This is a genomic window from Ectobacillus antri, assembly GCF_003852715.1.
GTDB lineage: Bacteria > Bacillota > Bacilli > Bacillales > Bacillaceae_G > Ectobacillus > Ectobacillus antri.
The window spans coordinates 43,108-67,539 of record NZ_RIAV01000005.1; the positions used below are offsets into that span (position 1 = coordinate 43,108).

Consider the following 24,432-nt stretch of genomic DNA (forward strand, 5'->3'; position numbering starts at 1 on the left):
AGGTGTTCTAATGACTATACAGCAAAATAAACGCTTATTTTTGCTTACTATGTTTTCCGTTATATACCTTGTCTTACACTATATATGGTTGTTTTTATTTAGAAATGATACATTCATGCAAAATATTAGTGCCAATATCTCTTGCCTAATTGGTGATGCTATTGCTGTATATTTTTTATTTTACGTCTTTCGAAAACAACCTAAAGAAAGCAGGTCGTTCTGGTTTCTTCTATTGCTTGGCTGTGTAGGATTTTCGCTGGGTGATATATTATGGTTTTTCGAAGATACTTTTGGTTATTCTTTATTCACCAATGTGCAAGCTTCTAATATCTTATTTTTGCTGCTTCCAGCATATTATTTAATCGCCTTCTCTTATAAGATTACGTACACATATTCGCTGCTGCAAAAGCTCTTTATCTTTTGTGACATTAGCACGACTTTCATTGCTGCAGTAACGCTAGAGTATTATTTTGTTATCCAGCATATTTGGGACAACTCTAGTTTTTCATCTTTGACAAAACTAGTAGAACTCTTCTATCCGTTCACAAATACATTACTTCTGCTCATATGTATTAGCTTATATTTTCAACCGCTCGCTTTTTCTTCCAAGCGAGTGTTATATTTGCTTCTCTCTTCAATCTTTTTATATGTTGCAGTTGATTCGACTTATAGCATCTTATATTTTACCCATGCAAAGTTCTCTATTGATTTGGTGAATCCTCTGTACCAAATCTCTATGATTATCACAGCTGCTGCAGGTATTTTGGATACTGGAGAAGCAGGATATTTAGGAGAGAAAGCCGGGGAGGTACAATCGTGGTTATCCTATCTCGCTTTGGTGTTTCTAGGCGGGTTTGTTATCTTGACACAGACCCATTCTTATCCTGTTATGGTAGCAGTTTGTGTGACCTTTTGTTTAGTGTTATTTCGTCAAAACTTGGTACGAATGCAAAATAAACGTCTACTGACACAGCTGCAGCAAATGAATGGAGAACTCGGCACTAGAATTGAAGAACACACCCAAGATTTGTTATTGCAGCAGGCAGCACTTTTGCAAAGTGAACAAAAGTTCAAATCTTTATTCGAATTCCACCCAGATCCGATCTTTACCATTAATTTGCAAGGACGGTTTCAACAGGTAAACAGGGCGGGTACTGTCTTGCTTGGCTATAAAGTATCTGAAATTCTTGGGCACAGTTATAAGGAATTCATTTATCAAAAAGATGTACGACGTCTCTTGGTATCCTATCGATATGTTCTACAGGGACAAGCCACTTCCTTCGAAGTACGTGGCCTTCATAAAAACGGTAAGGTTTATGATTTAGCTTTGACTGCCGTTCCTATTGTAGATGATAAAAAAGTTCTTGGTATTTATGTAATGGTAAAAGATATTACGGAAAGCAAGCAACAGCAACAGCAAATTCAGTTTCTCGCCTTTCATGATACCTTAACCGGCCTTTCTAATCGCAGTACATTTCATAAAGACTTACAAGCCATGATTCATGAGGCAAAAGAATCCCAAACAACGTTTTCGGTACTTTTTATTGATTTAGATGGCTTTAAAGTTATTAATGATACACTAGGACACTCCATTGGAGACTTGGTACTCGTGGAAACAGCAAAACGGTTAAAGCGTTGTCTCCCTCCTTGTGCAAAGCTAGCGCGCTTAGGTGGAGATGAATTTACCATTTTAATGCGCAATGCTGACGAAAGCATCTCTGGTATTTTAAAAGAATTGCAGGAGCCTTTCCTAATTGAAGGACATACATTGTATGTGACGCCGAGCATCGGCATTGCCGTATATCCATATGCAGGGGAAGATGCGGAATCCTTATTAAAGCATGCCGATTTGGCTATGTATCACAGCAAGAACAACGGAAAAAATAACTATTCCGTTTACAATGACGAAATGAGCAGCAAAATGAGAAGACGGTTACGACTAGAAAAGGATTTGTATCAAGCACTGCAACATAACGAATTATTTCTTGTGTATCAGCCCCAAATGGATACGAATCGACACACCGTTATCGGTATGGAAGCTTTGGTGCGCTGGCGGCATCCGGTTCTGGGACTCATTCCACCTGACGAGTTTATTCCCATTGCCGAGGACACAAACCTAATTGTCACAATAGGAGAATGGATTTTGCAGGAAGCATGTAGCCAAATGACAAGGTGGTCTGAAATGGGGTATGTGCTGAAAGTAGGTGTAAATCTTTCAACAAAGCAATTTAATCATGACAATTTCTTAGAAATGGTTACATCAGTCCTATCCAAAACGGGTCTGCGGCCAGACCTTCTTGATTTGGAACTAACGGAGAGAATCGCGATGGCTAATGAAGAAGAAACTCTCAACAAACTAAAAAACCTGAAAGAGCTTGGTATTCATATTTCAATCGATGATTTTGGAACTGGCTATTCATCACTCGCCTATCTACCGCTTTACCCGCTGGACCGTTTAAAAATTGCAAAGGAATTTATTCATATGGCTGATCATAGCGAAGAAGGTAAGGCTATCATCACTGCCATTCTCTCACTTGCGAGTACACTGGGGATTTGTGTGATTGCTGAAGGTGTGGAAACATACGAGCAAATAGTATTTTTACAAGAACACAACTGCTATCAAGTGCAGGGCTACTATTTTAGTCGACCTCTTTCAGCACAAGATGCAACTGCTTTTCTTGGTACTGTTTGATGTATCGCTGCCAAATAAATTTGCAAAGTTACCAGATTTCTCTTAAAAGTTGCCAAATCCGCGGTCGCAACGAAGAAAGGCACGGAATATCCGTGCCTTTTTCGCGTTATGCACCTTTTTTTACAGATACATTTTCTTTCATTTTATGCTTTGCGACAAAACGGTAGTACAGTGCGCATACAATCAAGAAAGGAATACCGCAATATAGCGCCATACGTTGATCTGGGATAAATGCAAGACTTACCATTACAATTGTGTTCATGGATAAAGCTAATAAAGGAACGAACGGATATAATGGCGTTCTGAATTTCAAATCGTTTACGTTGCCTCCGTTCTTTACAAACGCCCTTCTTGCAAGTAGGTTGGAAAGCGCGATAGAAGCCCAAACGAACACAGCACCGAAGCCGGCAATGGATAGAAGCCATAAATATACGGTATCTTCAGCGAAAACACCGCAAAGCAGTGACAAACAGCCAATCGCCATACTAGCAATCAATGAATTGATCGGAACGCCTTTTTTAGAAAGCTTGCTGAAGGTTGGGCTCACCATACCTTGCGAAGACATAGACCAAAGTACACGAGATGTGGCGTATAATCCGGAATTGGCAACCGATAATACCGCTGTGATAATAACGAAGTTCATAATATCAGCTGCATATGGGATACCAATGCTGTCAAAGACAACAACGAATGGACTTTCTACCAAGCCCGCTTTTTCCCACGGAAATAATCCTGCCAATACGAACACAGAAAGAATGAAAAAGATAAGGATGCGCCATGCTGTGTTATTGATTGCTCTTGGAATTGTTTTTTCAGGATTATCACTTTCCCCCGCTGCAATACCGACCAGCTCTGTTCCTTGAAAGGAGAAGTTCACCCCAATCATTGTTACTAAAATAGCCAGCACACCGTTCGGAAACAAGCCCCCGTGATCTGTAAAATTACTGAAAAACGGCGCCGGTTCATTTTTCATATCTAAGAACCCGAACATAGCAGCACCACCTAGGATGATAAACGCTAGCACAGCGATAATTTTAATGCTGGAAAACCAAAATTCCACTTCCGCAAAGCTTTTTGTAGACAATGCATTAATTGCAAACAACATAACTGCGAATAGTACACACCAAATCCATGAAGGAACATCTGGAAACCAGCGCTTCATTAAAATACTGACTGTAATCAGTTCAAGACCAACTGTCACTGACCAATTTAGCCACGACATCCATCCTACAACATACCCCGCTCCCGGTGAAATATGTTGCGTAGCATACGTTTGATAGGAACCCGCATGCGGATTCGCAACAGCCAATTCCCCTAGACAAAGCATCGTTAAATACATAACAACTCCGCCAATCAAATAAGCGAGAAGGGCGCCGCCCGGTCCTGCTTGATTGATTGTATAACCTGAACTCAGAAATAAACCGGTACCGATGACGCCTCCTAAGGCAATCATAAAAATATGACGGCTTTTTAGTTCACGCTTTAACCCGTTATCTTGCTGTAACATGAAAATCCCCCTTTGCTGCATCCCTTAGTAAATGTAAACGTTTACTATTTTATTTTCCAAAATTCTGATATTTATAAATAAAAGGAAAGCTGCGCGGTTGCCCCCGCAGCCTTTCACTTTTACGCCAACACTTTTTGAATTTTTTCGATTGCCCAGTTTAAATCTTCTTCAGAAATGATTAACGGCGGTGCAAAACGGATTGTTGTTTCATGTGTTTCTTTGCACAGTAAGCCTTCTGCTTTTAATTGCTCACAGTATGGACGTGCTGCGCGGTCAAGCTCAACACCGATAAATAAGCCGCGGCCGCGCACTTCTTTAATCATTGGATTGTTGATTTCTTTTAACTTCTCCATAAAATATGCACCAAGCTCCATAGAACGATCCGCTAGTTTCTCTTCCTCTAATACTTCTAAAGCTGCGATAGAAACCGCACAAGCAAGTGGATTGCCGCCGAATGTGGAGCCGTGGGAACCCGGATTAAATACACCAAGTACATCACGGTTTGCCGCTACGCAGGAAATTGGGAATACGCCGCCACCAAGCGCTTTACCAAGAATGTACATATCAGGTGTAACACCTTCCCAATCACAAGCGAACATTTTTCCTGTACGGGCTAGGCCTGTTTGAATTTCATCCGCAATCAATAAAACATTTTGCTCTTTACATAGCTGTTGCGCTGCTTTTAAGAAGCCTTCTGTTGGCATTACGATACCCGCTTCCCCTTGAATCGGTTCTAATAGAAATGCTGCTGTATTTGGTGTAATTGCCGCCTTCAATGCTTCCAAATCACCATAAGGAATCAGCTTGATGCCTGGCAAGAACGGACCAAAGCCGCGTTGATATTCTGCTTCAGAGGATAGTGACACTGCTGTCATTGTACGACCATGGAAGTTACCTTCGCATGCGATGATTTCAGCTTGGTTTTCCGCCACACCTTTCACATCATACGCCCAGCGTCTTGCAGCTTTGACCGCTGTTTCAACCGCTTCAGCACCTGTGTTCATTGGCAGTACCATTTCTTTTTTCGTTAGCTTAGCTACTTTTTCATAAAAAGGCGCTAGCTGATCGTTATGAAACGCGCGGGATGTTAATGTAACTTTGTCTGCTTGCTCTTTTAAAGCCGCAATAATTTTAGGATGTCTGTGACCTTGGTTTACCGCGGAATATGCACTCAGCATGTCCATATATTTGTTGCCTTCTGGATCGTATACCCAAGCTCCTTCTGCTTTTGCAATTACGACTGGCAGCGGATGATAGTTGTTTGCGCCATACTGATTTGTTTGTTCGATAATATGCTCTGTACGAGATGTTGTCGTCATCTTTATAGCCCCCTTATTTGTAATCTCCACACGTTATAATGCAAAATGTATGCCAACTATGTAATTCAATCCATATATATATAAAACCTTCAAAATCCGCACAAAAACGCAAAATTATTTTGCACCCACCGCAAAATAATCATACAATAAAGGCAGAATATTTTGCACATGGAGGATGACAACTTGGACGTAAAAACATTTTATGAATACCTTCTAAATGAACTTGATATTGGTATTCATGCAGTGAATGAAGATGGTAAGACCATTATTTATAATCAAAAAATGATGGAAATTGAATCAATGGACAAGCATGAAGTACTGAATAAAAGTCCACTTGAGGTATTCGCTTTTAAAGACAATCAAAGCAGCACGCTGATGGATGCACTTAGAGGCACGCCAAGACGCAATATTACTCAGACTTATTTCAACAGTCGCGGTAAAGAGATTACAACAATTAATGATACGGTTCCTATCATCCATAACGGTAAAATTAAAGGAGCCGTTGAGATTGTAAAAGATATTACCAAGCTAAAACGAACAATTGAAAAAACAGATTTAGAGCGAAAAACGAAGTTTACTTTCGATCGCATGCTCGGGCGGTCCCCTGCCTTTTTAGCGGTAGTGCAAGAAGCAAGGCGTGCATCGCGGACTTCTTCCTCTGTGCTTCTTATCGGAGAAACAGGGACGGGGAAAGAGGTGTTCGCCAAAAGCATTCATAACGAAAGCGCTCGGGCAGCGAAGCCTTTTATTTCTCAAAACTGTGCAGCGATCCCCGAATCGCTGATGGAAAGCACTTTGTTTGGTACAGCAAAGGGGGCTTTCACAGGAGCAATTGATAAGCCTGGTCTCTTTGAAGAAGCAAACGGCGGCACCCTTCTTCTTGATGAGATTAACTCCTTAAGTCCTCACCTACAGGCTAAATTGCTTCGGGTGATTCAGGAGCGAACGGTTCGCAGAGTCGGGGGATCGCAGGAGAAAGAAATCGACGTTAGACTCATTGCTACGATGAATGAAGACCCCATCGAAGCCATTACACATAACCGCATGCGTAAGGACCTGTACTACCGTCTCAGTGTCGTTACCTTATTTCTTCCTCCTCTACGAGAGCGAACTGAGGATATCGAGTTGCTGACGCAAGGCTTTATTGAAAAATACAATACATTATTTAATATGGAGGTCACAGGCGTTGATGAGCATGTAAAAGAATATTTTCTCCATCATGATTGGCCGGGAAATGTTCGTGAACTCGAGCATATCATTGAAGGGGCAATGAACTTGGTGGAAGAAGATATTATCCAACTTTCACACTTACCGGGGCGTATTACCAAACGACATGCACCGCAAATGCCAAAACAAACACCATTAAAGAAAAAAATTGATGAAGCAGAGCAAATTTATATTAAACAACTGCTGCAGGAGAATGGCGGGAATATCTCTAAAACTGCACGAATGCTAGGACTAAGCAGGCAAAGTCTGCAGTATAGGCTAAAGAAATACAATATCTAAAGGGGAATTACATATGGGAGAAATCACTGTTCACCATTATAATGCCTTTAGTACCGCACCGGATAAGGGAAATCCTGCCGGTGTTGTACTGCATGCAGAAATGTTGACAGACGAACAAATGCAAGAGGTTGCAAGTAAAGTAGGTTTTAGTGAAACCGTCTTTGTGCTTCCTTCAGAGATCGCTCACCTAAGATTGCGATATTTCACGCCTGGAGGTCAACGACCCACCACTTACGGTCTGTTTGAAGTGGGGGGTGTTTACTAAAATGGAACAAGAAGGATTTATTGATGTACACGTTCTGCAGCAAAAAGACAATATGAAAGTTGAGATATCTGGAACCGGCGTGCATGTGCAGGATTTATCCATACAACTTGACAAGTAGAAAAAGAAAATAGGTTTTCTATACGAATCTCTTGTATACATACGTACAAAAGCTGCTTATTCCAAGCTGCTTTTTCCTCTACAACATTCATACTGAAATCTGTTCTGTTTGTGAGAGTTTCAAATAAAACTTACTTATCGTCACACATATATACGGTATAATCCACAAACATGCGATGCCACACGTAAGAATACAAAGTAATATCCAGCCTGTAAAACTTAGTATAAGCAAAAACAGTTTACGCTTCTGTCTCTTCATCAGTGCATTGCTTTCTTCCATTGCTTGACGAATCGTATAATGCGGCTTCTCAAGTAAAATAAAATATGTCATAGAATAAGAGAATGCCTTTATCATACCCGGTACAATCAATAACAATGACCACAAGCATGTATATAAGCTTACTAATCCTACTGCTTTACCGGTTGTCCATATTTGCTTCGCAGTGTGTAAATACCGAAATATATCATATATGCTGGTGCGCTCTCCTCGTGCAAGCTTCATACATATATGTAAGAAGCCAAAAACCAATGAAGAGCTTATCACGAATATACCTAGCCCATAGCACACATATACGACCACATTCCATACGGATTCAAACGCCGAACCTATAAATGGAATCATGCATAAAAACACAATGCCAAGCGTCAAATAAGCAAATGCCAGTACACAAACGATATATATAAACGTAGCCCCCACTCCCAATTTCCATCTCCCGTCCAAGGAAGAACGAGCTCCCATTTTTGCGTCTCTAATCATACAAGCCCCCCCATTCTTAACTCGTACAAATATATGCAACAAGGGACAAGGATATGATTACGAGTAAACGTATCCAATATGCTTAACAATAAAACTTGCCACGCTTATATCCAATCTAGTGAACCCTTTCATCGAATTTCTTGCCCTCGAGCTCACACTTTCATTTCAGGTATTAGGCACAAACGCGGGTAACATGTTTTTTGTATTAAATGCTGTGAACGTGTGCGCAGAAGGACTTATCGGGATAATCCTTATCTTATCTTCTTGTAATCCCTATTGCGGAAGAAATATCACTGTATGTGAAATTTCCCAAGCAATAAAAGCAACCATCTTCTACTTTTAACCTTAGATGTACTTTCACCAACTACCATTCATTTAGATGAACGTAATCATACCTCCATTTTCTATAAAAAAACCGCAAAGGATACACCTTTGCGGTTTTTTTATCTCATATTCGCAACGTTCAAACGGTTGACAGCACGCTGTAAGGAAAGCTCCGCTCGTTTGAAGTCCACGTTTGCCTGCTTTTCACCGATGCGGCGTTCTGCACGGCGTTTCGCTTCATTCGCACGATGGACGTCAATGTGAGATGCGACTTCAGCAGACGGCGCAAGAATTGTTACTTTGTCTGGGCGAATTTCAATAAAACCGCCGGATACCGCAACATAATCCGTTTTACCGTCTACTTTTACACGAACCGCACTGATTTGCAAAGGAGCTACTGTAGAAATGTGACCTGGTAAGATCCCCATCTCTCCGCTCTCTGCTTTTACACTGACCATCTCTGCGTTTGTTTCGTATACCGGTCCGTCAGGAGTTACAATACTGACTTGAATTGTCTTCATGAATAGTCCCTCCTAGACCTGTTATACTAACGTTTTTGCTTTCTCGATAGCTTCTTCGATGCGTCCTACTAAGCGGAATGCCTCTTCCGGAAGATCATCGTGTTTACCTTCGATAATTTCTTTAAATGCTCGTACTGTTTCTTTAACAGGTACATAAGAACCCTTTTGACCTGTGAACTGCTCAGCTACGTGGAAGTTCTGAGACAAGAAGAATTGAACGCGACGTGCGCGGTGTACAACTAGCTTGTCGTCCTCAGAAAGCTCGTCCATACCAAGGATTGCAATGATATCTTGCAATTCTTTGTAGCGTTGCAATATTTGCTGTACTTGACGTGCAACTGTGTAGTGCTCTTCACCTACGATTTCAGGAGAAAGGGCACGAGATGTAGACGCCAATGGATCTACCGCTGGGTAAATACCGATCTGTGTTAAGCGACGCTCAAGGTTTGTTGTTGCATCCAAGTGAGCGAACGCCGTTGCAGGAGCTGGATCCGTATAGTCATCCGCCGGTACGTATACTGCCTGAATGGAAGTAATGGAGCCTTTGTTTGTAGACGTGATACGCTCTTGCAATTGACCCATTTCAGTCGCAAGTGTCGGTTGGTAACCTACCGCTGATGGCATACGACCAAGTAGTGCGGATACCTCAGAACCAGCTTGCGTGAAGCGGAAGATGTTGTCGATGAACAGAAGTACGTCTTGACCTTGCTCATCACGGAAGTATTCAGCCATTGTCAAACCAGTCAATGCTACACGTTGACGCGCACCAGGCGGCTCATTCATCTGACCGAATACCATCGCTGTTTTCTTGATAACGCCAGAATCGCTCATTTCATGGTAAAGGTCGTTACCCTCACGAGTACGCTCACCTACACCTGCGAATACAGAGATACCGCCGTGCTCTTGTGCGATGTTATTAATCAATTCTTGGATAAGTACCGTTTTACCTACACCGGCACCACCGAATAGACCGATCTTACCACCTTTGATGTAAGGAGCAAGCAAGTCTACTACTTTGATACCTGTTTCAAGGATTTCTACTTTTGTAGAAAGCTCTTCAAACGCAGGAGCTGGGCGGTGGATTGGGTCACGGCGTACATCTGTCGCAACTTCGCCGTCCAGGTCAATTGGATCACCAAGTACGTTGAATACGCGACCAAGTGTTGCGTCACCTACAGGAACAGAGATTGGACCTTCTGTATCAACAGCTTCCATGCCGCGAACAAGTCCATCTGTAGAGGACATCGCAACCGTACGAACTGTATCATCGCCAAGGTGAAGCGCAACCTCTAATGTAAGGTTGATTGATGTTTCATTTCCTTCATGTGTTACTCTAAGGGCGTTGTAGAGGTTAGGAAGTTTGCCGTCTTCAAACTTTACGTCTACAACGGGACCCATTATAGCGGTAATGCGTCCTTTATTCATCGGTTTCCCTCCTCATGTTGGCTTTCAGATTATCTGATCAGCCTCGTTCATGCTATTCCAATGCCGCCGCGCCGCCAACGATTTCCGTAATTTCTTGCGTAATCGCAGCTTGTCGAGTGCGGTTGTAAGTAAGTGTGTAAGAGTCGATAACATCGAGTGCGTTGTCCGTAGCGTTTTTCATCGCTGTCATACGCGCCGCGTGCTCGCTTGCTTTTCCGTCCAGCAAAGCGCCATACACAAGGCTTTCTGCGTATTGTGGAAGCAACACTTTCAAGATTTCCTCTTCAGAAGGCTCAAACTCGTAAAGAGTTGTTGACTTCGTTTCTACATCAGTCAACGGAAGGATTTTCTTCTCTTCCACTTCTTGTTGAATCTTGCTGATGTAGTGGTTGTAATGGATGTACAGCTCATCATATGCACCGTCCGTAAACATAGCTACCGCACGAGATGCGATATCTTTAATGTCCGCGAATGCAGGCTGATCGGAAAGACCTGTAATCTCATCAATGATGTTAAAGTTGCGGCGCTTTAGGTAATCGCGGCCGACACGTCCAATCACGATGATTGCATATTGATTAGGATCCATGTTATGACGTTCTTCAATCGTTCTGCTTAGGGCGCGCAGCACGTTGCTGTTGTATGCGCCGGCAAGTCCACGATCAGAAGTGATGACGATATATCCCGTACGTTTCACAGGGCGAGCTGTCAACATCGGGTGGTTCACGCCTTTGCTGCCGTTCGCAACGCTTCCTACTACCTCTTGAATTTTGTTCATGTATGGTACGAATGCGCGTGCGTTTTGTTCAGCACGGTTCAGCTTAGAAGCGGATACCATCTCCATCGCCTTTGTAATTTGGCTTGTCTTTTTCGTGGAGTTGATTTTTGCTTTTATATCGCGTAAAGATGCCACAGGTTTTCACCACCTTTTAGTCGGAAGTAGGCATATTCATGCGTTACCGACCGACACCATGGCGCCGGCCGATTCCGCTTTTCTTGTCCAGCTTCATCGGCTAGTTCCTCCGGTCAGAGAACCCCAGCACCGACAGGCACAGTACGCCTTTTGGTGCCGGGAACCTCTTCCCTTTGGAACTGAACGAGCCGATTCCGCTTTTCTTAATTAAACGCTAGGTACGAATGTTTTTTTGAAGTCGTTAATTGCAGCAGCCATTTTGTCGTCTTCTGCAAGCTGTCTTGTTGTACGGATTTGCTCCAATACGTCAGCACGGTTAGAATCCATCCAAGCAAGCATTTCTTCTTCAAAGCGTTGAATATCAGCTACAGGGATATCATCCAAGAAGCCGCGTGTTAGTGCGTATAGAATCATAACTTGCTTTTCTACCTTAAGTGGTTTGTGCAAGCCTTGCTTCAATACTTCTACTGTACGAGCACCGCGGTTTAGTTTCGCTTGTGTCGCTTTATCAAGGTCAGAGCCGAACTGCGCGAACGCTTCAAGCTCACGGTATGATGCTAGGTCAAGACGAAGTGTACCAGATACCTTGCTCATTGCTTTGATCTGTGCAGCTCCACCTACGCGGGATACGGAAGTACCTGCATCGATTGCTGGGCGAACACCAGAGAAGAACAAATCAGATTGCAAGAAGATCTGTCCATCTGTGATGGAAATTACGTTCGTCGGAATGTAAGCAGAAACGTCCCCTGCTTGTGTTTCGATGAAAGGAAGTGCAGTCAAAGAACCGCCGCCTTTTGCATCGCTAAGTTTTGCAGCACGCTCAAGTAAGCGAGAGTGCAAGTAGAATACATCCCCTGGATATGCTTCACGACCTGGAGGACGACGTAACAATAGAGAAAGCTCACGGTATGCCGCAGCTTGCTTAGAAAGATCATCGTATACAACAAGAACGTGCTTGCCGTTGTACATGAACTCTTCACCCATAGCTACACCCGCATAAGGAGCAAGGTATAGTAATGGTGCCGGCTGAGAAGCAGATGCCGTAACAACGATTGTGTATTCTAAAGCGCCGAATTTACGAAGTGTTTCTACTACGTTACGAACTGTAGATTCCTTCTGTCCGATTGCTACATAGATACAAATCATATCTTGGTCTTTTTGGTTTAGAATTGTATCAAGCGCTACTGCTGTTTTACCAGTTTGGCGGTCACCGATGATTAACTCACGTTGTCCGCGGCCAATTGGTACAAGAGCGTCGATCGCTTTAATACCTGTTTGAAGTGGCTCGTGTACGGATTTACGATCCATTACGCCAGGAGCCGGGCTCTCGATAGGACGAGTTTTTGTGGTGTTGATTGGACCTAGGCCATCCACAGGTTGTCCTAATGGGTTTACTACACGTCCGATCAATTCAGGACCTACTGGTACTTGCATGATGCGGCCTGTACGGCGAACCTCGTCACCTTCACGGATACCTGTGTAAGGTCCCAAGATAACGATACCTACGTTGTTTTCCTCTAAGTTTTGCGCAAGTCCCATAACGCCGTTAGAGAACTCAACAAGTTCCCCAGCCATTACGTTATCAAGACCATGAGCACGTGCGATACCGTCACCAACCTGGATAACTGTACCAACATCGCTAACTTCGATTTCAGACTGATAGTTTTCGATTTGTTGCTTAATCAGTGCGCTAATTTCTTCAGCTCTGATGCTCATGCGTTTCACCCCTATCTATTCTTCAAAAGTTCACGTTGAATACGCGCCAATTTTCCTTGCAGGCTTCCGTCATAAATACGGTTGCCGATGCGAACCTTAATGCCGCCAAGCAGCTCTGTATTCACAACATTTTTAATACGAATTGCATCTTTGCCATCGCGCTTTGCGAACACTTCAGCGATGCCTGCTTTCTCATCTTCCGTTAAAGGACGAACAGAGTACACAGTAGCATCTGCGATGTTGCGCTCCGCATTCGCTAGCTCAAAATACGCATCCGCAATATCTGTTACAATGTCTTCACGTTGTTTATCAACAAGAAGACATAGTGTGTTTAACATTGGTTGAGATAAAGAAGAGAATACTGTTTTTAACATATCTTTCTTTTTCTCGTTGGAGATGTTTGGCTGCTCAAGGAACATATGTAATTCCTTTGTGTTTTGGAAAACTTCCTTCACCGTGCGCAACTCTTCTTCAAACGTCTCCAGCATGTGCTTTTCTTTTGCAAGCTTAAAAAGAGCGACTGCATAACGGCTAGCTACAATATCTTTGCTCATCGCGCTTCGCCTACCTCGTTGATGTAGTTACGAATCAACGCAGCTTGGTCTTCCTCTTTTAGCTCTTTTCCGATTACTTTAGAAGCAATCTGAACAGATAGAGCGGCAACTTGCGCTTGTACAGCAGCGAGCGCTTGCTCTTTTTCACGTTGAATTTCTTGTACAGCAGATGCTTTTACAGCTTCTGCTTCCGCCTTAGCAGCAGCGATAATACCTTCTTTTTGCTCTTCTGCTTGTTTCTTCGCTCTTTCAATCAATTCCTTCGCTTCTTGGCGAGATTGCGCCATAGCTATGCGTTGCTCTTCTACCAATTTCTTGGCTTCAGCATTGTTTCTTTCAGCCGCTTCAATTTCTCCGGCAATATGCTCTTCACGCTGCTTCATAATACCCATTAAAGGTCCGAATGCATACTTACGAAGCAAAGCTAATAAAATTAGGAAAATAACCAATTGATACACAATTGTTCCATATGGAATGGCAGCTCCTAAAAGCACAAGGATTCACTCCCTTCAGTAGTTTCAACTCGACAAAAAAAAGCCGTGATTCTTGGCACATATATTTCGGCGCCGCTTGTCGGCCGCGCCTTATTAAAAGAATGGCGAAGACGGCTTTTCCACGATCTTCGCCATGCAAGGATTGCTCCTTATTTGTTTAATACCATGAACGCGATAACTACGCCGATGATAGGAAGGGCCTCAACTAGTGCTACCCCGATGAACATGATTGTTTGAAGCGTGCTACGAAGTTCTGGTTGACGAGCAACACCTTCAACTGTACGAGATACGATCAAACCGTTACCGATACCAGCACCTAGTGCAGATAAACCAATAGCAATTGCAGCTGCGATTACACCTAAACTCATTTTAATTTGTCCTCCTTTGTATTGGAAAAAAATATTTTTTCTTAAAATTTATTAATGATCATGACTAACTTTGTGAGCCATGTACACCATTGTTAACATAGTAAAGATAAATGCTTGAATTGCACCTACGAAAACGCTGAAGCCCATCCAAGCAACCATAGCAACACCGCCTGTGATTGCGCCGAGCGCGCTACTCGTTCCAAGACCTGCCAGCAATGCTAACAAAATCTCACCCGCATAAATGTTACCGAAAAGACGCAGACCCAATGTTAATGTATTCGCGAACTCCTCAATCACCTTTAACGGGAACAAGAAAGGCATCGGTTGGAAGTAACCCTTTACGTATTCGCCTGTACCCTTCATCTTAATGCCATAATAATGGGTGAGGGTAACTACCATCACGGCTAATGTTAATGTTACAGCCGGGTCCGATGTCGGAGATCTCCACCATGCAATATGTTCATTTCCTTCGTGAATGGAAAGCATAAACGGCAATCCAAGCATATTAGATACGAAAATATACATGATTAAAGTAACCCCAAGCGTCAAGAAGCGACCGCCTGTTTGCCAGTCCATTGTGCTGTTGATGATTCCCTTCACGAAATCCATAACCCATTCCATGAAATTTTGCATCCCTGTTGGGCGCAGTGCCAACGTACGCGTTGCCGCTACAGCTATTATAAATACGATTGCAGCTGCGATGGTCGTCATCATCACACTGGACACATCAAACGTTAAGCCTAAAAAATCAACTAACTTACCGTGTTCCACCAGTAATTCACCTCTCTTCCCTTCCATACTGTAAGTAAATAAAATCTATGATCATGACAAGATATACTGTCAACAATCCAAGTCCAAAGCTCCATGCTTCCATCATATGCTGATAGCGCACGGCGAAAATAATGCCAAGTCCAATAGCCGCCAAGCGCGGATATGTACTAACTGCATTTGCCTTAAAACGAACCTTTGCGTCCCCTCGCTCCACACGATCTAGCAGCTTGTCCGTTTTCCATGCGACAAGACGCAAACCCAATAAGCCTGCGGCTGTCCCGAATGCCATACCGAGAAACACCTTTTGATAAGGAGTAAAACCCCAGCCCAGTACAAAAAGTGCGATAAGGTATAGCGTATATTTCGTTTGTCTTCGGACAAGTTCATGCATTGTAATCATTGCTGGTCTCCTGAATTAAATTTTTGAATGAGCATGATCATTGCGTAAATGCCCGTCGCGAGACCAAGCAGCAAACCGATAATGAGAAATAGAGGAAACGTACCGACTTTTTCATCAATCCACTTTCCAAAAAAAATGCCGATAAGAATAGAACCTACCAACTGGGAAAGAATCCCTGTCATAAGAGCGTAGCCCTTCAGAGGATTGCGTCGATTTTGTTGCATACGTTAATCCCTCCAAAACAAGTGTGGGGAAGTCGTGCAGAAAGGTTGTGATGTGATAATAGTAACTCATTTTTAACAGTAACGTTTTAAAAAATGAAAACTGTCACTGTTTTGTCAAAAAATAGATGGAAACTTGTCACTGAAAGCCCTACCATCTATCGCCATTGTTAGCATACAATAGTGTGTTTAATAGTGTCAACGACAAATCGAAAAAAAGCGAAAAATTTCAGCTTAATTCCATTTTTCATAACTGCAAAATACCATTCTAAGAAAATGTTAGCAAAGTCTCAAATGTATCTTCCCTATTTCCCTTCTTCACAAAGATAAGCGCTTTATACGTGCCTTTCAAAAATTGTTTTTTCGATATAGTTTGTTCATACCTGCCGTTTGTCACATTTTGACGATAATCTAAAAAACCGACATATTGGAATGTCGCGGGATCGTAGAGAACAATACCGAGCTCATCCGCTCCTCCCGGTAAGTACATTTCATATTTATATATATCTGCTCCGTCTCCTTGCGCAAATTGAAAGCCCATAATACGCGGGTAGTTGGGCTCACCCGTAAAAAACAAGTACGGCAGCTGCACCATATCGCCATCCCCTACTACTGTAAGATATCCTTGATGTAAAGTATCACGCAAAAAAGCCGTGTTTACTTCCGCTTCTATAGGGACCGTACGTTTTCCACCCGCATCTACATATAATGTATGCGGTAAATGCCATTGTATACCCGTTACGGCGGGCGGGGTTTGGAATATATAGGTACGAGGCGCGTCTGTGCGATTTTCGACCGTGACATCAACCTTTACGCGCGCTTGCCCTGTTAATAATCCAAATGAGAGTGCCGCTGGATACAGCAGCGTCTTTGTACGTAACGCTTTCTCGATTTGTAGTCTCCCTGCTCCTTGTTCGTATACCGTATATGGTTTTCCATTTTGGTATAGTAGCTTGCACGTATTCATGAGCGCTGCCTTGATTTGCTCAGGATTCCATTCTGGATGCGCTTGCCGAAGCAGTGCTGCTGCACCGGCTACATGGGGCGCTGCCATACTTGTTCCCTGTAAAGCAAGGTAACCGCCGGGCACCGTACTATGAATGCTGACTCCGGGTGCAACAAGGTCGGGCTTAATCTCCCAGGTTTGCGTTACAGGGCCGCGCGAACTAAACGATGCCAACACATCCTGCTCTTCTCGAAAGACCGTCCCCATCAGCGTACCTTGCTGCGATAGTAGCCATTTTCCATCGCGACCTGACAAAACAGCGACTGGAATATTTACCCCTTCTACCGCCCCTTGGAAGGAGTCGCGCATATTATTGAAGATAATGACACCCTCAGCCCCCGCTTCTTGAGCGCGCTTTGCTTTTTCTGAAAAGGTAAGGGCGCCTCGCTCTAATACAACAATCTTTCCTGCCGCGTTTTTGATCTCTTTACCGAGACCGGCATGCATCCAAGGTAAAGAGCGAGAGATATTCCATTCCGGCGATCCCTCCATCACGTCTAACCGCAAACTTCGTCCCCCCACATCAATATAAGGAATACGAAGGCGGGGAGAAGAAGCGCCGACCGCAATGGCTTTAGAAGCGGTACCCGGAGACCCGACTGTCCAAATAGCAGGACCGGAATTACCTGAGGCGGTCACCGCCACAATCCCCTTTTCTACCGCTCGGTCCAAAGCGACGCTTGTCGGCCAATCTGGACCGTTCACCTCGTTGCCAAGCGATAAATTTAAAACATCTACTTTATCTTCAATAGCCTTTTCAATCGCAGCCAATACGGTTTCACTTGAGCCAGTTCCGCCCGGACCAAGGGCGCGATAGGCAATAATTGTCGCATCGGGTGCCACGCCGCGCAGTTTACCGTTCGCCGCAATAATGCCAGCTACATGGGAACCGTGCAGGGTGGGTCCCACTTTCTTAGATTCCATCGGGTCAGCGTCATCATCGAAGGTATCGTAACCACCTCGATAATTTCTTCTTAAATCGGGATGCTCGTAGTCGATTCCCGTATCAATTACACCAACGCGCACGCCTTTGCCGGTTAATCGGTTTCCCTTTTCATCATAGTAACCGTGCGCGGCCTGTCCTCCAATCAGTGTTACACTTTCATTAATATGGGCCTTGTAGGTTGTGACCGGTGTAACACGTTCCACGCCCGGTATTTGATATAGCTCCCGAAGTTCACGCCTGCTTCCCTTTACGCTTAACCCATGCAATGCGGTTTGATATACAGCACGCACTGTTATATTTGGATAACGATTATGTATATGCGCTTGTACGTCTCGTAAGCGATGTGGTGTTACTTCAATAATGACAACCTCTTGTTCATTCTCATATTGTACAGGTGCCTTCGGATGATCCGGGAACGTCATCGCATGGGCAGGTGATACGCATACACACAAGATAAGCAAAATAATTCGAATCATACTATAACCTCCTTTTGCTTAGCTTGTGCAATTATAAAAATTTACAAATAAAAAAATTCCGTGCTGACGATGTCTTCTCGGCACTAAGCACCTTCAGGAACTTCGATTAGATTGTGACCCATAAAAAAAGAAGGGGAATTCCCTTCTTATTTTGTGCCGAACAAGCGATCACCAGCATCGCCAAGACCAGGTACGATATAGCCGTGATCATTCAATTTTTCGTCAAGTGCCGCAAGATAGATATCTACATCTTCATGCGCTTTTTGGACCGTTTCTACGCCCTCAGGTGCCGCGCATAAGCACATAAGCTTAATGCTTTTTGCGCCGCGCTTTTTCAAGGAGTTGATTGCTTCTACCGCAGATCCGCCTGTCGCAAGCATCGGATCCACAACGATGAAATCACGCTCCTCCACATCAGTAGGAAGCTTTACATAATATTCAACCGGCTGCAATGTTTCTGGATCACGATATAAACCAACATGCCCAACCTTTGCAGCAGGGATCAGTTTTAAGATACCGTCTACCATTCCAAGACCCGCACGTAAAATGGGGATAATGCCAAGCTTTTTGCCCGCAATCACCTTTGTCTTTGCTGTGCTTACCGGTGTTTCAATTTCAATTTCCTCAAGAGGAAGATCTCGTGTAATTTCAAAAGCCATTAAGCTCGCCACTTCGTCTACAAGTTCACGAAATTCCTTTGTACCCGTATTTTTATCGCGGATATATGTGAGCTTATGCTGAATTAAAGGATGATCAAATACGTAAAGTTTTCCCATGTGATACTCTCTCCTTCGGACGTTTTTTTGCACTATGTACGATTGTATAGAAAACGCCATCAATATTCAAGGGCTGTGTTTGATAAACACAGCCCTTTGAAAAAATTCTTATAATTCAGGATACATTGGGAATTTCGCTGTTAACGCGTCTACACGTCGTTTCGCTTCTTCAAGCGCTTCTGGGTTGTCGTGGTTTTTCAGCGTAAATGCGATTAGAGATGCAATTTCATCCATTTCCTCTAGTCCAAAACCACGCGTTGTAACCGCTGCTGTACCGATACGGATACCGCTTGTTACAAACGGGCTTGCTGGGTCAAATGGAATGGTATTTTTATTTACTGTAACACCTACTTCATCCAATACATGCTCCGCTACTTTACCCGTTAGGTTCAGATTGCGAACATCAATTAAGATTAAGTGGTTGTCCGTGCCACCAGAAACAAGAGTCAATCCTTCTTTTTGCAAGCTTTCAGCCAAACGCTTTGCATTGTTTACAATGTTTTGTGCGTATGCTTTGAACTCATCTTGTAACGCTTCGCCAAATGCGACAGCTTTTGCAGCAATAACGTGCATAAGTGGGCCGCCCTGAATACCAGGGAAAATGGATTTATCGATTGCTTTGGCAAACTCTTCTTTACATAAAATCATACCGCCGCGAGGACCGCGCAATGTTTTATGTGTTGTTGTCGTTACAAAGTCTGCATAAGGAACTGGGTTCGGATGCAAACCTGCCGCTACAAGACCGGCAATGTGCGCCATATCAACCATTAGGTATGCGCCAACTTCATCAGCAATTTCACGGAATTTCTTAAAGTCAATTTCACGCGGATATGCACTTGCGCCGGCAACGATTAGCTTTGGTTTATGTTGCTTTGCTTTTTCTCTTACATCTTCATAGTTAATAACATGTGTTTCTGCGTCTACACCGTACTCTACGAAGTTATATTGCACACCACTAAAGTTAACTGGACTGCCGTGTGTTAAGTGACCACCATGGGATAAATTCATGCCAAGCACTGTGTCGCCTTGTTTCAAAATAGTAAAATAAACAGCCATGTTTGCTTGTGCACCGGAATGTGGTTGTACGTTCGCATGCTCGGCACCGAAGATCTCTTTTGCACGATCTCTTGCGATGTCTTCCGCTACGTCCACATACTCACAACCACCATAGTAACGCTTACCAGGATAACCCTCCGCATACTTGTTCGTTAAAATAGATCCTTGTGCTTCCATAACGGCTTCGCTAACAAAGTTCTCAGAAGCAATTAATTCAATTTTAGAACGCTGTCTTCCTAACTCGGCCATAATCGCTTGAAACACTTTTTCATCCTGCAACTTTAAATGCTTCATGAAAATCCCCCTTTTCGCTGAAAGAAACCAAGACTTTACGCATTTATATTCGTTGTAAATCTTAAAAACACGAATTATAAAGGCAAGATTCCTTTTAACATTCACATTTTTCAATTTTATTCTAACATGATTGTACTTAATAGTGAAAGAATAAATTCTACGAACAGAAAAGTCAAAAGTGAAGTTCATCGTTAAAAAGATTTCATCGCACCTCTATCGGCCAAATTTCCTCTTCTATCGGCCGAACTTACCTCTCTATCGGCCAAATTCACCTCTCTATCGGCCAAACTTGCCTCTCTATCGGCCGAACTTCCTCTTCTATCGGCCGATTTCCCTCTTCTATCGGCCAAATTTCCTCTTCTATCGGCCGATTTCTCCAAACACTACAATAAAAGCAGCCCGCGTTTGGGCTGCTTTGCTAGTTATTTATGTTTAGATTGCTTGATCAACTGGTCACGTTCTGCGTTTGCTTGCATTTCGCGTGCAAATTCTGCATCTGCCTTTTTTGCGCCCGCTTTCACATTGCCGCCAAAACGTTGTAGTGAACCTTTATTTTGATTCATGTTTTCACATCCTTTTTACAAGATGACTTAGTATGGGGCAAGAAGCGAAGTTTGCATGCTTAGCAATTTTCACCGCGCAAAAAAAGACTATCCGTATAGATAGCCTTATTGACACGTAAATGATTCTTGCTTGACTGCATATACGGCACGGGCGCCGCCGATTAACTTCGGACGCGTATTCGCCATTGTGACGTGCGCATGACCAATCTGTTTTACACTCGTGCGAATGGGCACAGCTACATGTTTTAAATGCATCCCAATAAACGTATCGCCGATATCCATACCAGCATCCGCTTTAATGAACTCCACAATCACAGGATCTTTGAGGTTATGATAGGCATACGTTGGGAGGGCACCGCCCGCTGAACGAACCGGCAACACTTCTACTTGCTCAAATCCGTGCTTGAGAGCCGTTTCTCTTTCTACAACTAAGGCGCGATTTAAATGCTCACAGCACTGAAATGCTAAAGCGATACCTGTACTGTTTTGAAATGAAAGAAGTTCCTTAAACACAATCTCCGCAACTTCCATCGTCCCGGATGTACCGATACGTGAGCCAATAATTTCACTTGTACTGCAGCCTACCACAAAAATACTTCCTTCTTTTAAAAAAGCCTGTTCCTGAAAATCCGAAAGCGCTGTTTGTAATTGTTCTTTTAAATGCGCTAACTCATTCATCGCCATTCTTCCTTTCACGGCATTTTGCAGAACCGACTGTTTGATAGGTTCGGCGTTACACTGCCGATTCTAGAATATTTCATCAAATTATATCACGCTTGTGAAATGTAAGGAACAACTATTCATGGTGTTTTTTCTACAATGCATCATGCTTCGTAATTTTTAATTTTACCAACTCGATGTTCATGACGTCCGCCTTCAAATTCAGTTGATAACCAAATGCGCGCAATATCAAGCGCCAAGCCAGGACCAATCACACGCTCACCCATCGCAAGCATGTTGCTGTCGTTATGTTGTCTTGTCGCTTTTGCACTAAATGTGTCATGAACAAGCGCACAACGAACACCCTTCACTTTGTTAGCCGCAATCGACATACCAATGCCTGTACCACAAATTAAAATACCTCTGTCCACTTCGCCTTTTGCAACCATCTCTGCTGCAGGAAATGCAAAATCAGGATAATCGACAGAGCCCTCACAGTTACAACCTAAATCTACATATTCAATGTTAAGCTCTTCCAATAATCTAATTATTTCTTTACGAATATTGATTCCCCCATGGTCTGACGCTATAACTACCTTCATCCTGACACCTCCACCATTTATACATAATGAAACATATCACTTCATACTAGCGATTACTATGCTTTTTAATAAAATTTAAAATTAAATTTTCAAGTTCATCTCTCGTTTGTTGATACGTACGTAAAGAGCCTCCGAACGGATCTGAAATATCACCTCTTGTACCAGAAGCCGCTTCAAATAGCGTACTAACTTTTTCTTTTATTTCAGGGAAATAGTGTAAAATTGTTTGCTTATGCCCCTCTGTCATGGTTAGCACAATATCAGCCCAAAGCAACTGTTCCTCTTGGAGCTGTGATGCCTGATGCTCGATTGAAATTCCCTTTTCACTAAGCGCTTCTTTTGCATGAGCGGAAGCATCGCTACCATGTGCAGCATATACGCCCGCCGACTTTACCTCAAACACATCTTGACCGTGGTGTCTAAGTAATGCTTCTGCCATTGGACTACGGCATGTGTTGCCCGTACAAACGAATAAGACACGCATGTATACTTCCTCCTTTAGGTTATACTGTTTCTTGTAATTCAAACTACATAAAGTTTTCCTCCCCTTAGTATAACGCATATAAGAAAAGCTGTCCGCATTAGCGGACAGCTCCTGTATTACTCGACTACTTTTAATTGTACATTCATATTGCCTCTTGTTGCTTTAGAGTAAGGGCAAACCTGATGTGCTGCCGCCACTAGCTGCTCTGCTTCTTCTCTAGATACACCCGGTACCTTTACTTCCAATACTGCCGCAAGTTCAAAGCCGCCATCTGTTCCTTTACCGATTGAAACATGAGCTGTTACCTCAGTGGTTCCAACACTTACACGCTTGGTACGAGCTACCAAGTTAAGCGCACTATCAAAGCAAGCTGCGTATCCTGCCGCAAATAATTGTTCCGGATTTGTCGCCTCTCCGCCAGGACCGCCAAGCGCTTTTGGCATTTTCACATCTAGGTTGATGACGTTATCTTCAGACACAACCTTGCCGTTTCTTCCACCTGTTGCTGTTACTTTTGCAGTGTATAAATGTTCCATATTGTTAGTCTCCTTTTTCATTGTATTGATGAATATTTTGTAAAAGCGAACGGCTTTGCTCCAATAACTTAGAAAAGTCAGCCGGAGAAACACCGCTTTGCTGCAGAAGAGATTCAGGAATACAATACGCTTTTTCCTTTAATGCCTCTCCTTTTTCTGTCAATGCAATAAATACCTTACGCTCATCTGCGGAGGAACGCTCTCTCGTTACCAGTCCGCTTGCCTCCATACGTTTTAGCATCGGTGTCAACGTACCAGAGTCTAAAAACAATTCATCTCCTAATTCCCTTACAAGAGAAGGTCCTTTATCCCATAACACAAGTAGCACTAAATATTGCGGATACGTAAGACCCAATTCTTCTAAGTAGGGACGATATAAGCGCGTAATTTCCCGGGAACACGCATAAATCGAAAAACAAAGTTGATTTTCAAGCTTTAATATTTCCTTATTCATTTGTAGAAACCTCTCATTTAGATTGTGCACAACTAAATTTGACACAATCATAACAAACCTAGTATGTATCGTCAACTATTATGCCCGCGCTTTTTATCTTAATTCACTATATGAAAAAACACGCGATTCTATATAGAACCGCGCATGTATCAAGCAACAATACGTATTATTTTTACTTCTCAAGCGCTATCTTCATCACTTGTGTTGTACCTTTTTCAGCACGAATATCAAGTGATTTATCAACTGCGCCAAATGCATCCCCATTTGTGATTACAATAGGTGTAATCGTACTTTTTGCTTTTTCAGAAATAAACGCCAGATCAAACGTAATCAATTTATCGCCTGCTTTTACTTGTTGACCTGTAGCGACATGCGCTTCAAAACCTTCACCATTTAAATTAACTGTTTCCAAGCCAACATGAATTAAAATTTCAAGTCCATTGCTTGATTTAATACCAATGGCATGTTTTGTATGAAATAGCTGAACAACCTCACCATCGACCGGAGATACAACCACCCCCTCCTCAGGAACAATTGCAATACCGTCACCCATCATACGTTGCGCGAACACTGGATCCGGCACTTCTTCAATATTTTTAACAGCACCTGTAAGCGGCGCTACAACCCATTCTTCTTTTTTTGTTTTTGATAAACCAAATAATTTTTTTAACATGTTACGTCCTCCTTTACACTTACTTTCATAAGTATAAAG

26 protein-coding genes are annotated in these 24,432 nt (G+C 42.9%); 3 read left to right on the plus strand and 23 right to left on the minus strand.

All coding sequences use genetic code 11. From position 1 onward, the window contains the following. Positions 1–10: 10 nt before the first annotated feature. On the plus strand, positions 11–2,692 hold the full coding sequence (locus EEJ45_RS06980; protein ID WP_124564087.1) for an EAL domain-containing protein: 2,682 nt from the start codon (positions 11–13) through the stop codon (positions 2,690–2,692). Between the two features lie 106 nt (positions 2,693–2,798). On the opposite strand, the gene EEJ45_RS06985 is transcribed toward EEJ45_RS06980, so the two are convergent. Both EEJ45_RS06985 and EEJ45_RS06990 read right to left on the minus strand, forming a co-directional pair. Further along, positions 2,799–4,199 (minus strand): amino acid permease, encoded by a 1,401-nt coding sequence (locus EEJ45_RS06985; RefSeq protein WP_124564088.1) that lies wholly within the window; start codon positions 4,197–4,199, stop codon positions 2,799–2,801. 119 nt (positions 4,200–4,318) lie between these two features. Then, complete coding sequence (locus tag EEJ45_RS06990; protein WP_124564089.1) at positions 4,319–5,518, minus strand: ornithine--oxo-acid transaminase; 1,200 nt, start codon at positions 5,516–5,518, stop codon at positions 4,319–4,321. 162 nt (positions 5,519–5,680) lie between these two features. Between EEJ45_RS06990 and EEJ45_RS06995 the strand changes: the two genes are divergently transcribed. Next, on the plus strand, positions 5,681–7,024 hold the full coding sequence (locus EEJ45_RS06995; protein ID WP_380018339.1) for a sigma-54 interaction domain-containing protein: 1,344 nt from the start codon (positions 5,681–5,683) through the stop codon (positions 7,022–7,024). 13 nt (positions 7,025–7,037) lie between these two features. Continuing rightward, positions 7,038–7,289: a PhzF family phenazine biosynthesis isomerase gene (locus EEJ45_RS07000; RefSeq protein WP_124564091.1), complete on the plus strand. Its 252-nt coding sequence runs from the start codon at positions 7,038–7,040 to the stop codon at positions 7,287–7,289. Positions 7,290–7,494: 205 nt separating this feature from the next. Here EEJ45_RS07000 and EEJ45_RS07005 read toward each other — a convergent pair whose 3' ends face one another. From EEJ45_RS07005 to EEJ45_RS07100, 21 genes are all read right to left on the minus strand, one after another. Continuing rightward, positions 7,495–8,163, minus strand: a complete 669-nt coding sequence (locus EEJ45_RS07005; protein ID WP_124564092.1) for a DUF975 family protein — start codon at positions 8,161–8,163, stop codon at positions 7,495–7,497. Between the two features lie 443 nt (positions 8,164–8,606). Further along, positions 8,607–9,008 (minus strand): F0F1 ATP synthase subunit epsilon, encoded by a 402-nt coding sequence (locus EEJ45_RS07010; RefSeq protein WP_124564093.1) that lies wholly within the window; start codon positions 9,006–9,008, stop codon positions 8,607–8,609. A 21-nt stretch (positions 9,009–9,029) separates the two neighbouring features. Next, the gene (atpD, locus tag EEJ45_RS07015) at positions 9,030–10,433 is read right to left on the minus strand and encodes a F0F1 ATP synthase subunit beta (RefSeq protein ID WP_124564094.1); all 1,404 of its coding nucleotides are present in this window, start codon (positions 10,431–10,433) and stop codon (positions 9,030–9,032) included. 52 nt (positions 10,434–10,485) lie between these two features. Then, a complete protein-coding gene (gene atpG, locus EEJ45_RS07020; protein WP_124564095.1) occupies positions 10,486–11,343 on the minus strand; it encodes an ATP synthase F1 subunit gamma in 858 nt (285 codons plus the stop codon). Between the two features lie 207 nt (positions 11,344–11,550). Further along, on the minus strand, positions 11,551–13,059 hold the full coding sequence (atpA, locus tag EEJ45_RS07025; RefSeq protein WP_124564096.1) for a F0F1 ATP synthase subunit alpha: 1,509 nt from the start codon (positions 13,057–13,059) through the stop codon (positions 11,551–11,553). 11 nt (positions 13,060–13,070) lie between these two features. Beyond that, positions 13,071–13,613 carry a F0F1 ATP synthase subunit delta gene (locus EEJ45_RS07030; RefSeq protein WP_124564097.1) on the minus strand — a complete coding sequence of 181 codons (543 nt, stop codon included), beginning with the start codon at positions 13,611–13,613 and terminating at the stop codon, positions 13,071–13,073. Then, on the minus strand, positions 13,610–14,113 hold the full coding sequence (gene atpF, locus EEJ45_RS07035; RefSeq protein ID WP_124564098.1) for a F0F1 ATP synthase subunit B: 504 nt from the start codon (positions 14,111–14,113) through the stop codon (positions 13,610–13,612). The genes EEJ45_RS07030 and atpF overlap by 4 nt, the downstream gene beginning before the upstream one ends. Before the next feature lie 143 nt (positions 14,114–14,256). After that, positions 14,257–14,475 carry a F0F1 ATP synthase subunit C gene (atpE, locus tag EEJ45_RS07040; RefSeq protein ID WP_124564099.1) on the minus strand — a complete coding sequence of 73 codons (219 nt, stop codon included), beginning with the start codon at positions 14,473–14,475 and terminating at the stop codon, positions 14,257–14,259. A gap of 51 nt (positions 14,476–14,526) precedes the next feature. After that, a complete protein-coding gene (gene atpB / locus EEJ45_RS07045; RefSeq protein ID WP_124564100.1) occupies positions 14,527–15,246 on the minus strand; it encodes a F0F1 ATP synthase subunit A in 720 nt (239 codons plus the stop codon). 7 nt (positions 15,247–15,253) lie between these two features. Continuing rightward, positions 15,254–15,646: an ATP synthase subunit I gene (locus tag EEJ45_RS07050; RefSeq protein WP_124564101.1), complete on the minus strand. Its 393-nt coding sequence runs from the start codon at positions 15,644–15,646 to the stop codon at positions 15,254–15,256. Next, complete coding sequence (locus EEJ45_RS07055) at positions 15,643–15,870, minus strand: AtpZ/AtpI family protein (RefSeq protein WP_124564102.1); 228 nt, start codon at positions 15,868–15,870, stop codon at positions 15,643–15,645. The genes EEJ45_RS07050 and EEJ45_RS07055 overlap by 4 nt, the downstream gene beginning before the upstream one ends. Before the next feature lie 265 nt (positions 15,871–16,135). Continuing rightward, positions 16,136–18,295, minus strand: a complete 2,160-nt coding sequence (locus EEJ45_RS07060) for a S8 family serine peptidase (protein ID WP_164464219.1) — start codon at positions 18,293–18,295, stop codon at positions 16,136–16,138. A 146-nt stretch (positions 18,296–18,441) separates the two neighbouring features. Further along, entirely contained in the window at positions 18,442–19,071 is a 630-nt protein-coding gene (gene upp, locus EEJ45_RS07065) for a uracil phosphoribosyltransferase (protein WP_124564103.1), read from the minus strand. Between the two features lie 108 nt (positions 19,072–19,179). Beyond that, on the minus strand, positions 19,180–20,421 hold the full coding sequence (locus EEJ45_RS07070) for a serine hydroxymethyltransferase (protein WP_124564104.1): 1,242 nt from the start codon (positions 20,419–20,421) through the stop codon (positions 19,180–19,182). Between the two features lie 422 nt (positions 20,422–20,843). Continuing rightward, on the minus strand, positions 20,844–20,984 hold the full coding sequence (locus EEJ45_RS18365; protein ID WP_164464220.1) for a hypothetical protein: 141 nt from the start codon (positions 20,982–20,984) through the stop codon (positions 20,844–20,846). A gap of 105 nt (positions 20,985–21,089) precedes the next feature. Then, positions 21,090–21,662 carry a TIGR01440 family protein gene (locus EEJ45_RS07075; RefSeq protein ID WP_124564105.1) on the minus strand — a complete coding sequence of 191 codons (573 nt, stop codon included), beginning with the start codon at positions 21,660–21,662 and terminating at the stop codon, positions 21,090–21,092. 146 nt (positions 21,663–21,808) lie between these two features. Beyond that, on the minus strand, positions 21,809–22,246 hold the full coding sequence (gene rpiB / locus EEJ45_RS07080; protein ID WP_124564106.1) for a ribose 5-phosphate isomerase B: 438 nt from the start codon (positions 22,244–22,246) through the stop codon (positions 21,809–21,811). Positions 22,247–22,292: 46 nt separating this feature from the next. Then, on the minus strand, positions 22,293–22,730 hold the full coding sequence (locus tag EEJ45_RS07085) for a low molecular weight protein arginine phosphatase (RefSeq protein ID WP_124564107.1): 438 nt from the start codon (positions 22,728–22,730) through the stop codon (positions 22,293–22,295). Between the two features lie 116 nt (positions 22,731–22,846). Beyond that, on the minus strand, positions 22,847–23,266 hold the full coding sequence (locus EEJ45_RS07090; RefSeq protein ID WP_124564108.1) for an organic hydroperoxide resistance protein: 420 nt from the start codon (positions 23,264–23,266) through the stop codon (positions 22,847–22,849). Between the two features lie 4 nt (positions 23,267–23,270). Then, positions 23,271–23,720 (minus strand): MarR family winged helix-turn-helix transcriptional regulator, encoded by a 450-nt coding sequence (locus tag EEJ45_RS07095; RefSeq protein ID WP_124564109.1) that lies wholly within the window; start codon positions 23,718–23,720, stop codon positions 23,271–23,273. Positions 23,721–23,892: 172 nt separating this feature from the next. Continuing rightward, positions 23,893–24,393 carry a PTS sugar transporter subunit IIA gene (locus tag EEJ45_RS07100; RefSeq protein WP_124564110.1) on the minus strand — a complete coding sequence of 167 codons (501 nt, stop codon included), beginning with the start codon at positions 24,391–24,393 and terminating at the stop codon, positions 23,893–23,895. Positions 24,394–24,432: the final 39 nt, after the last annotated feature.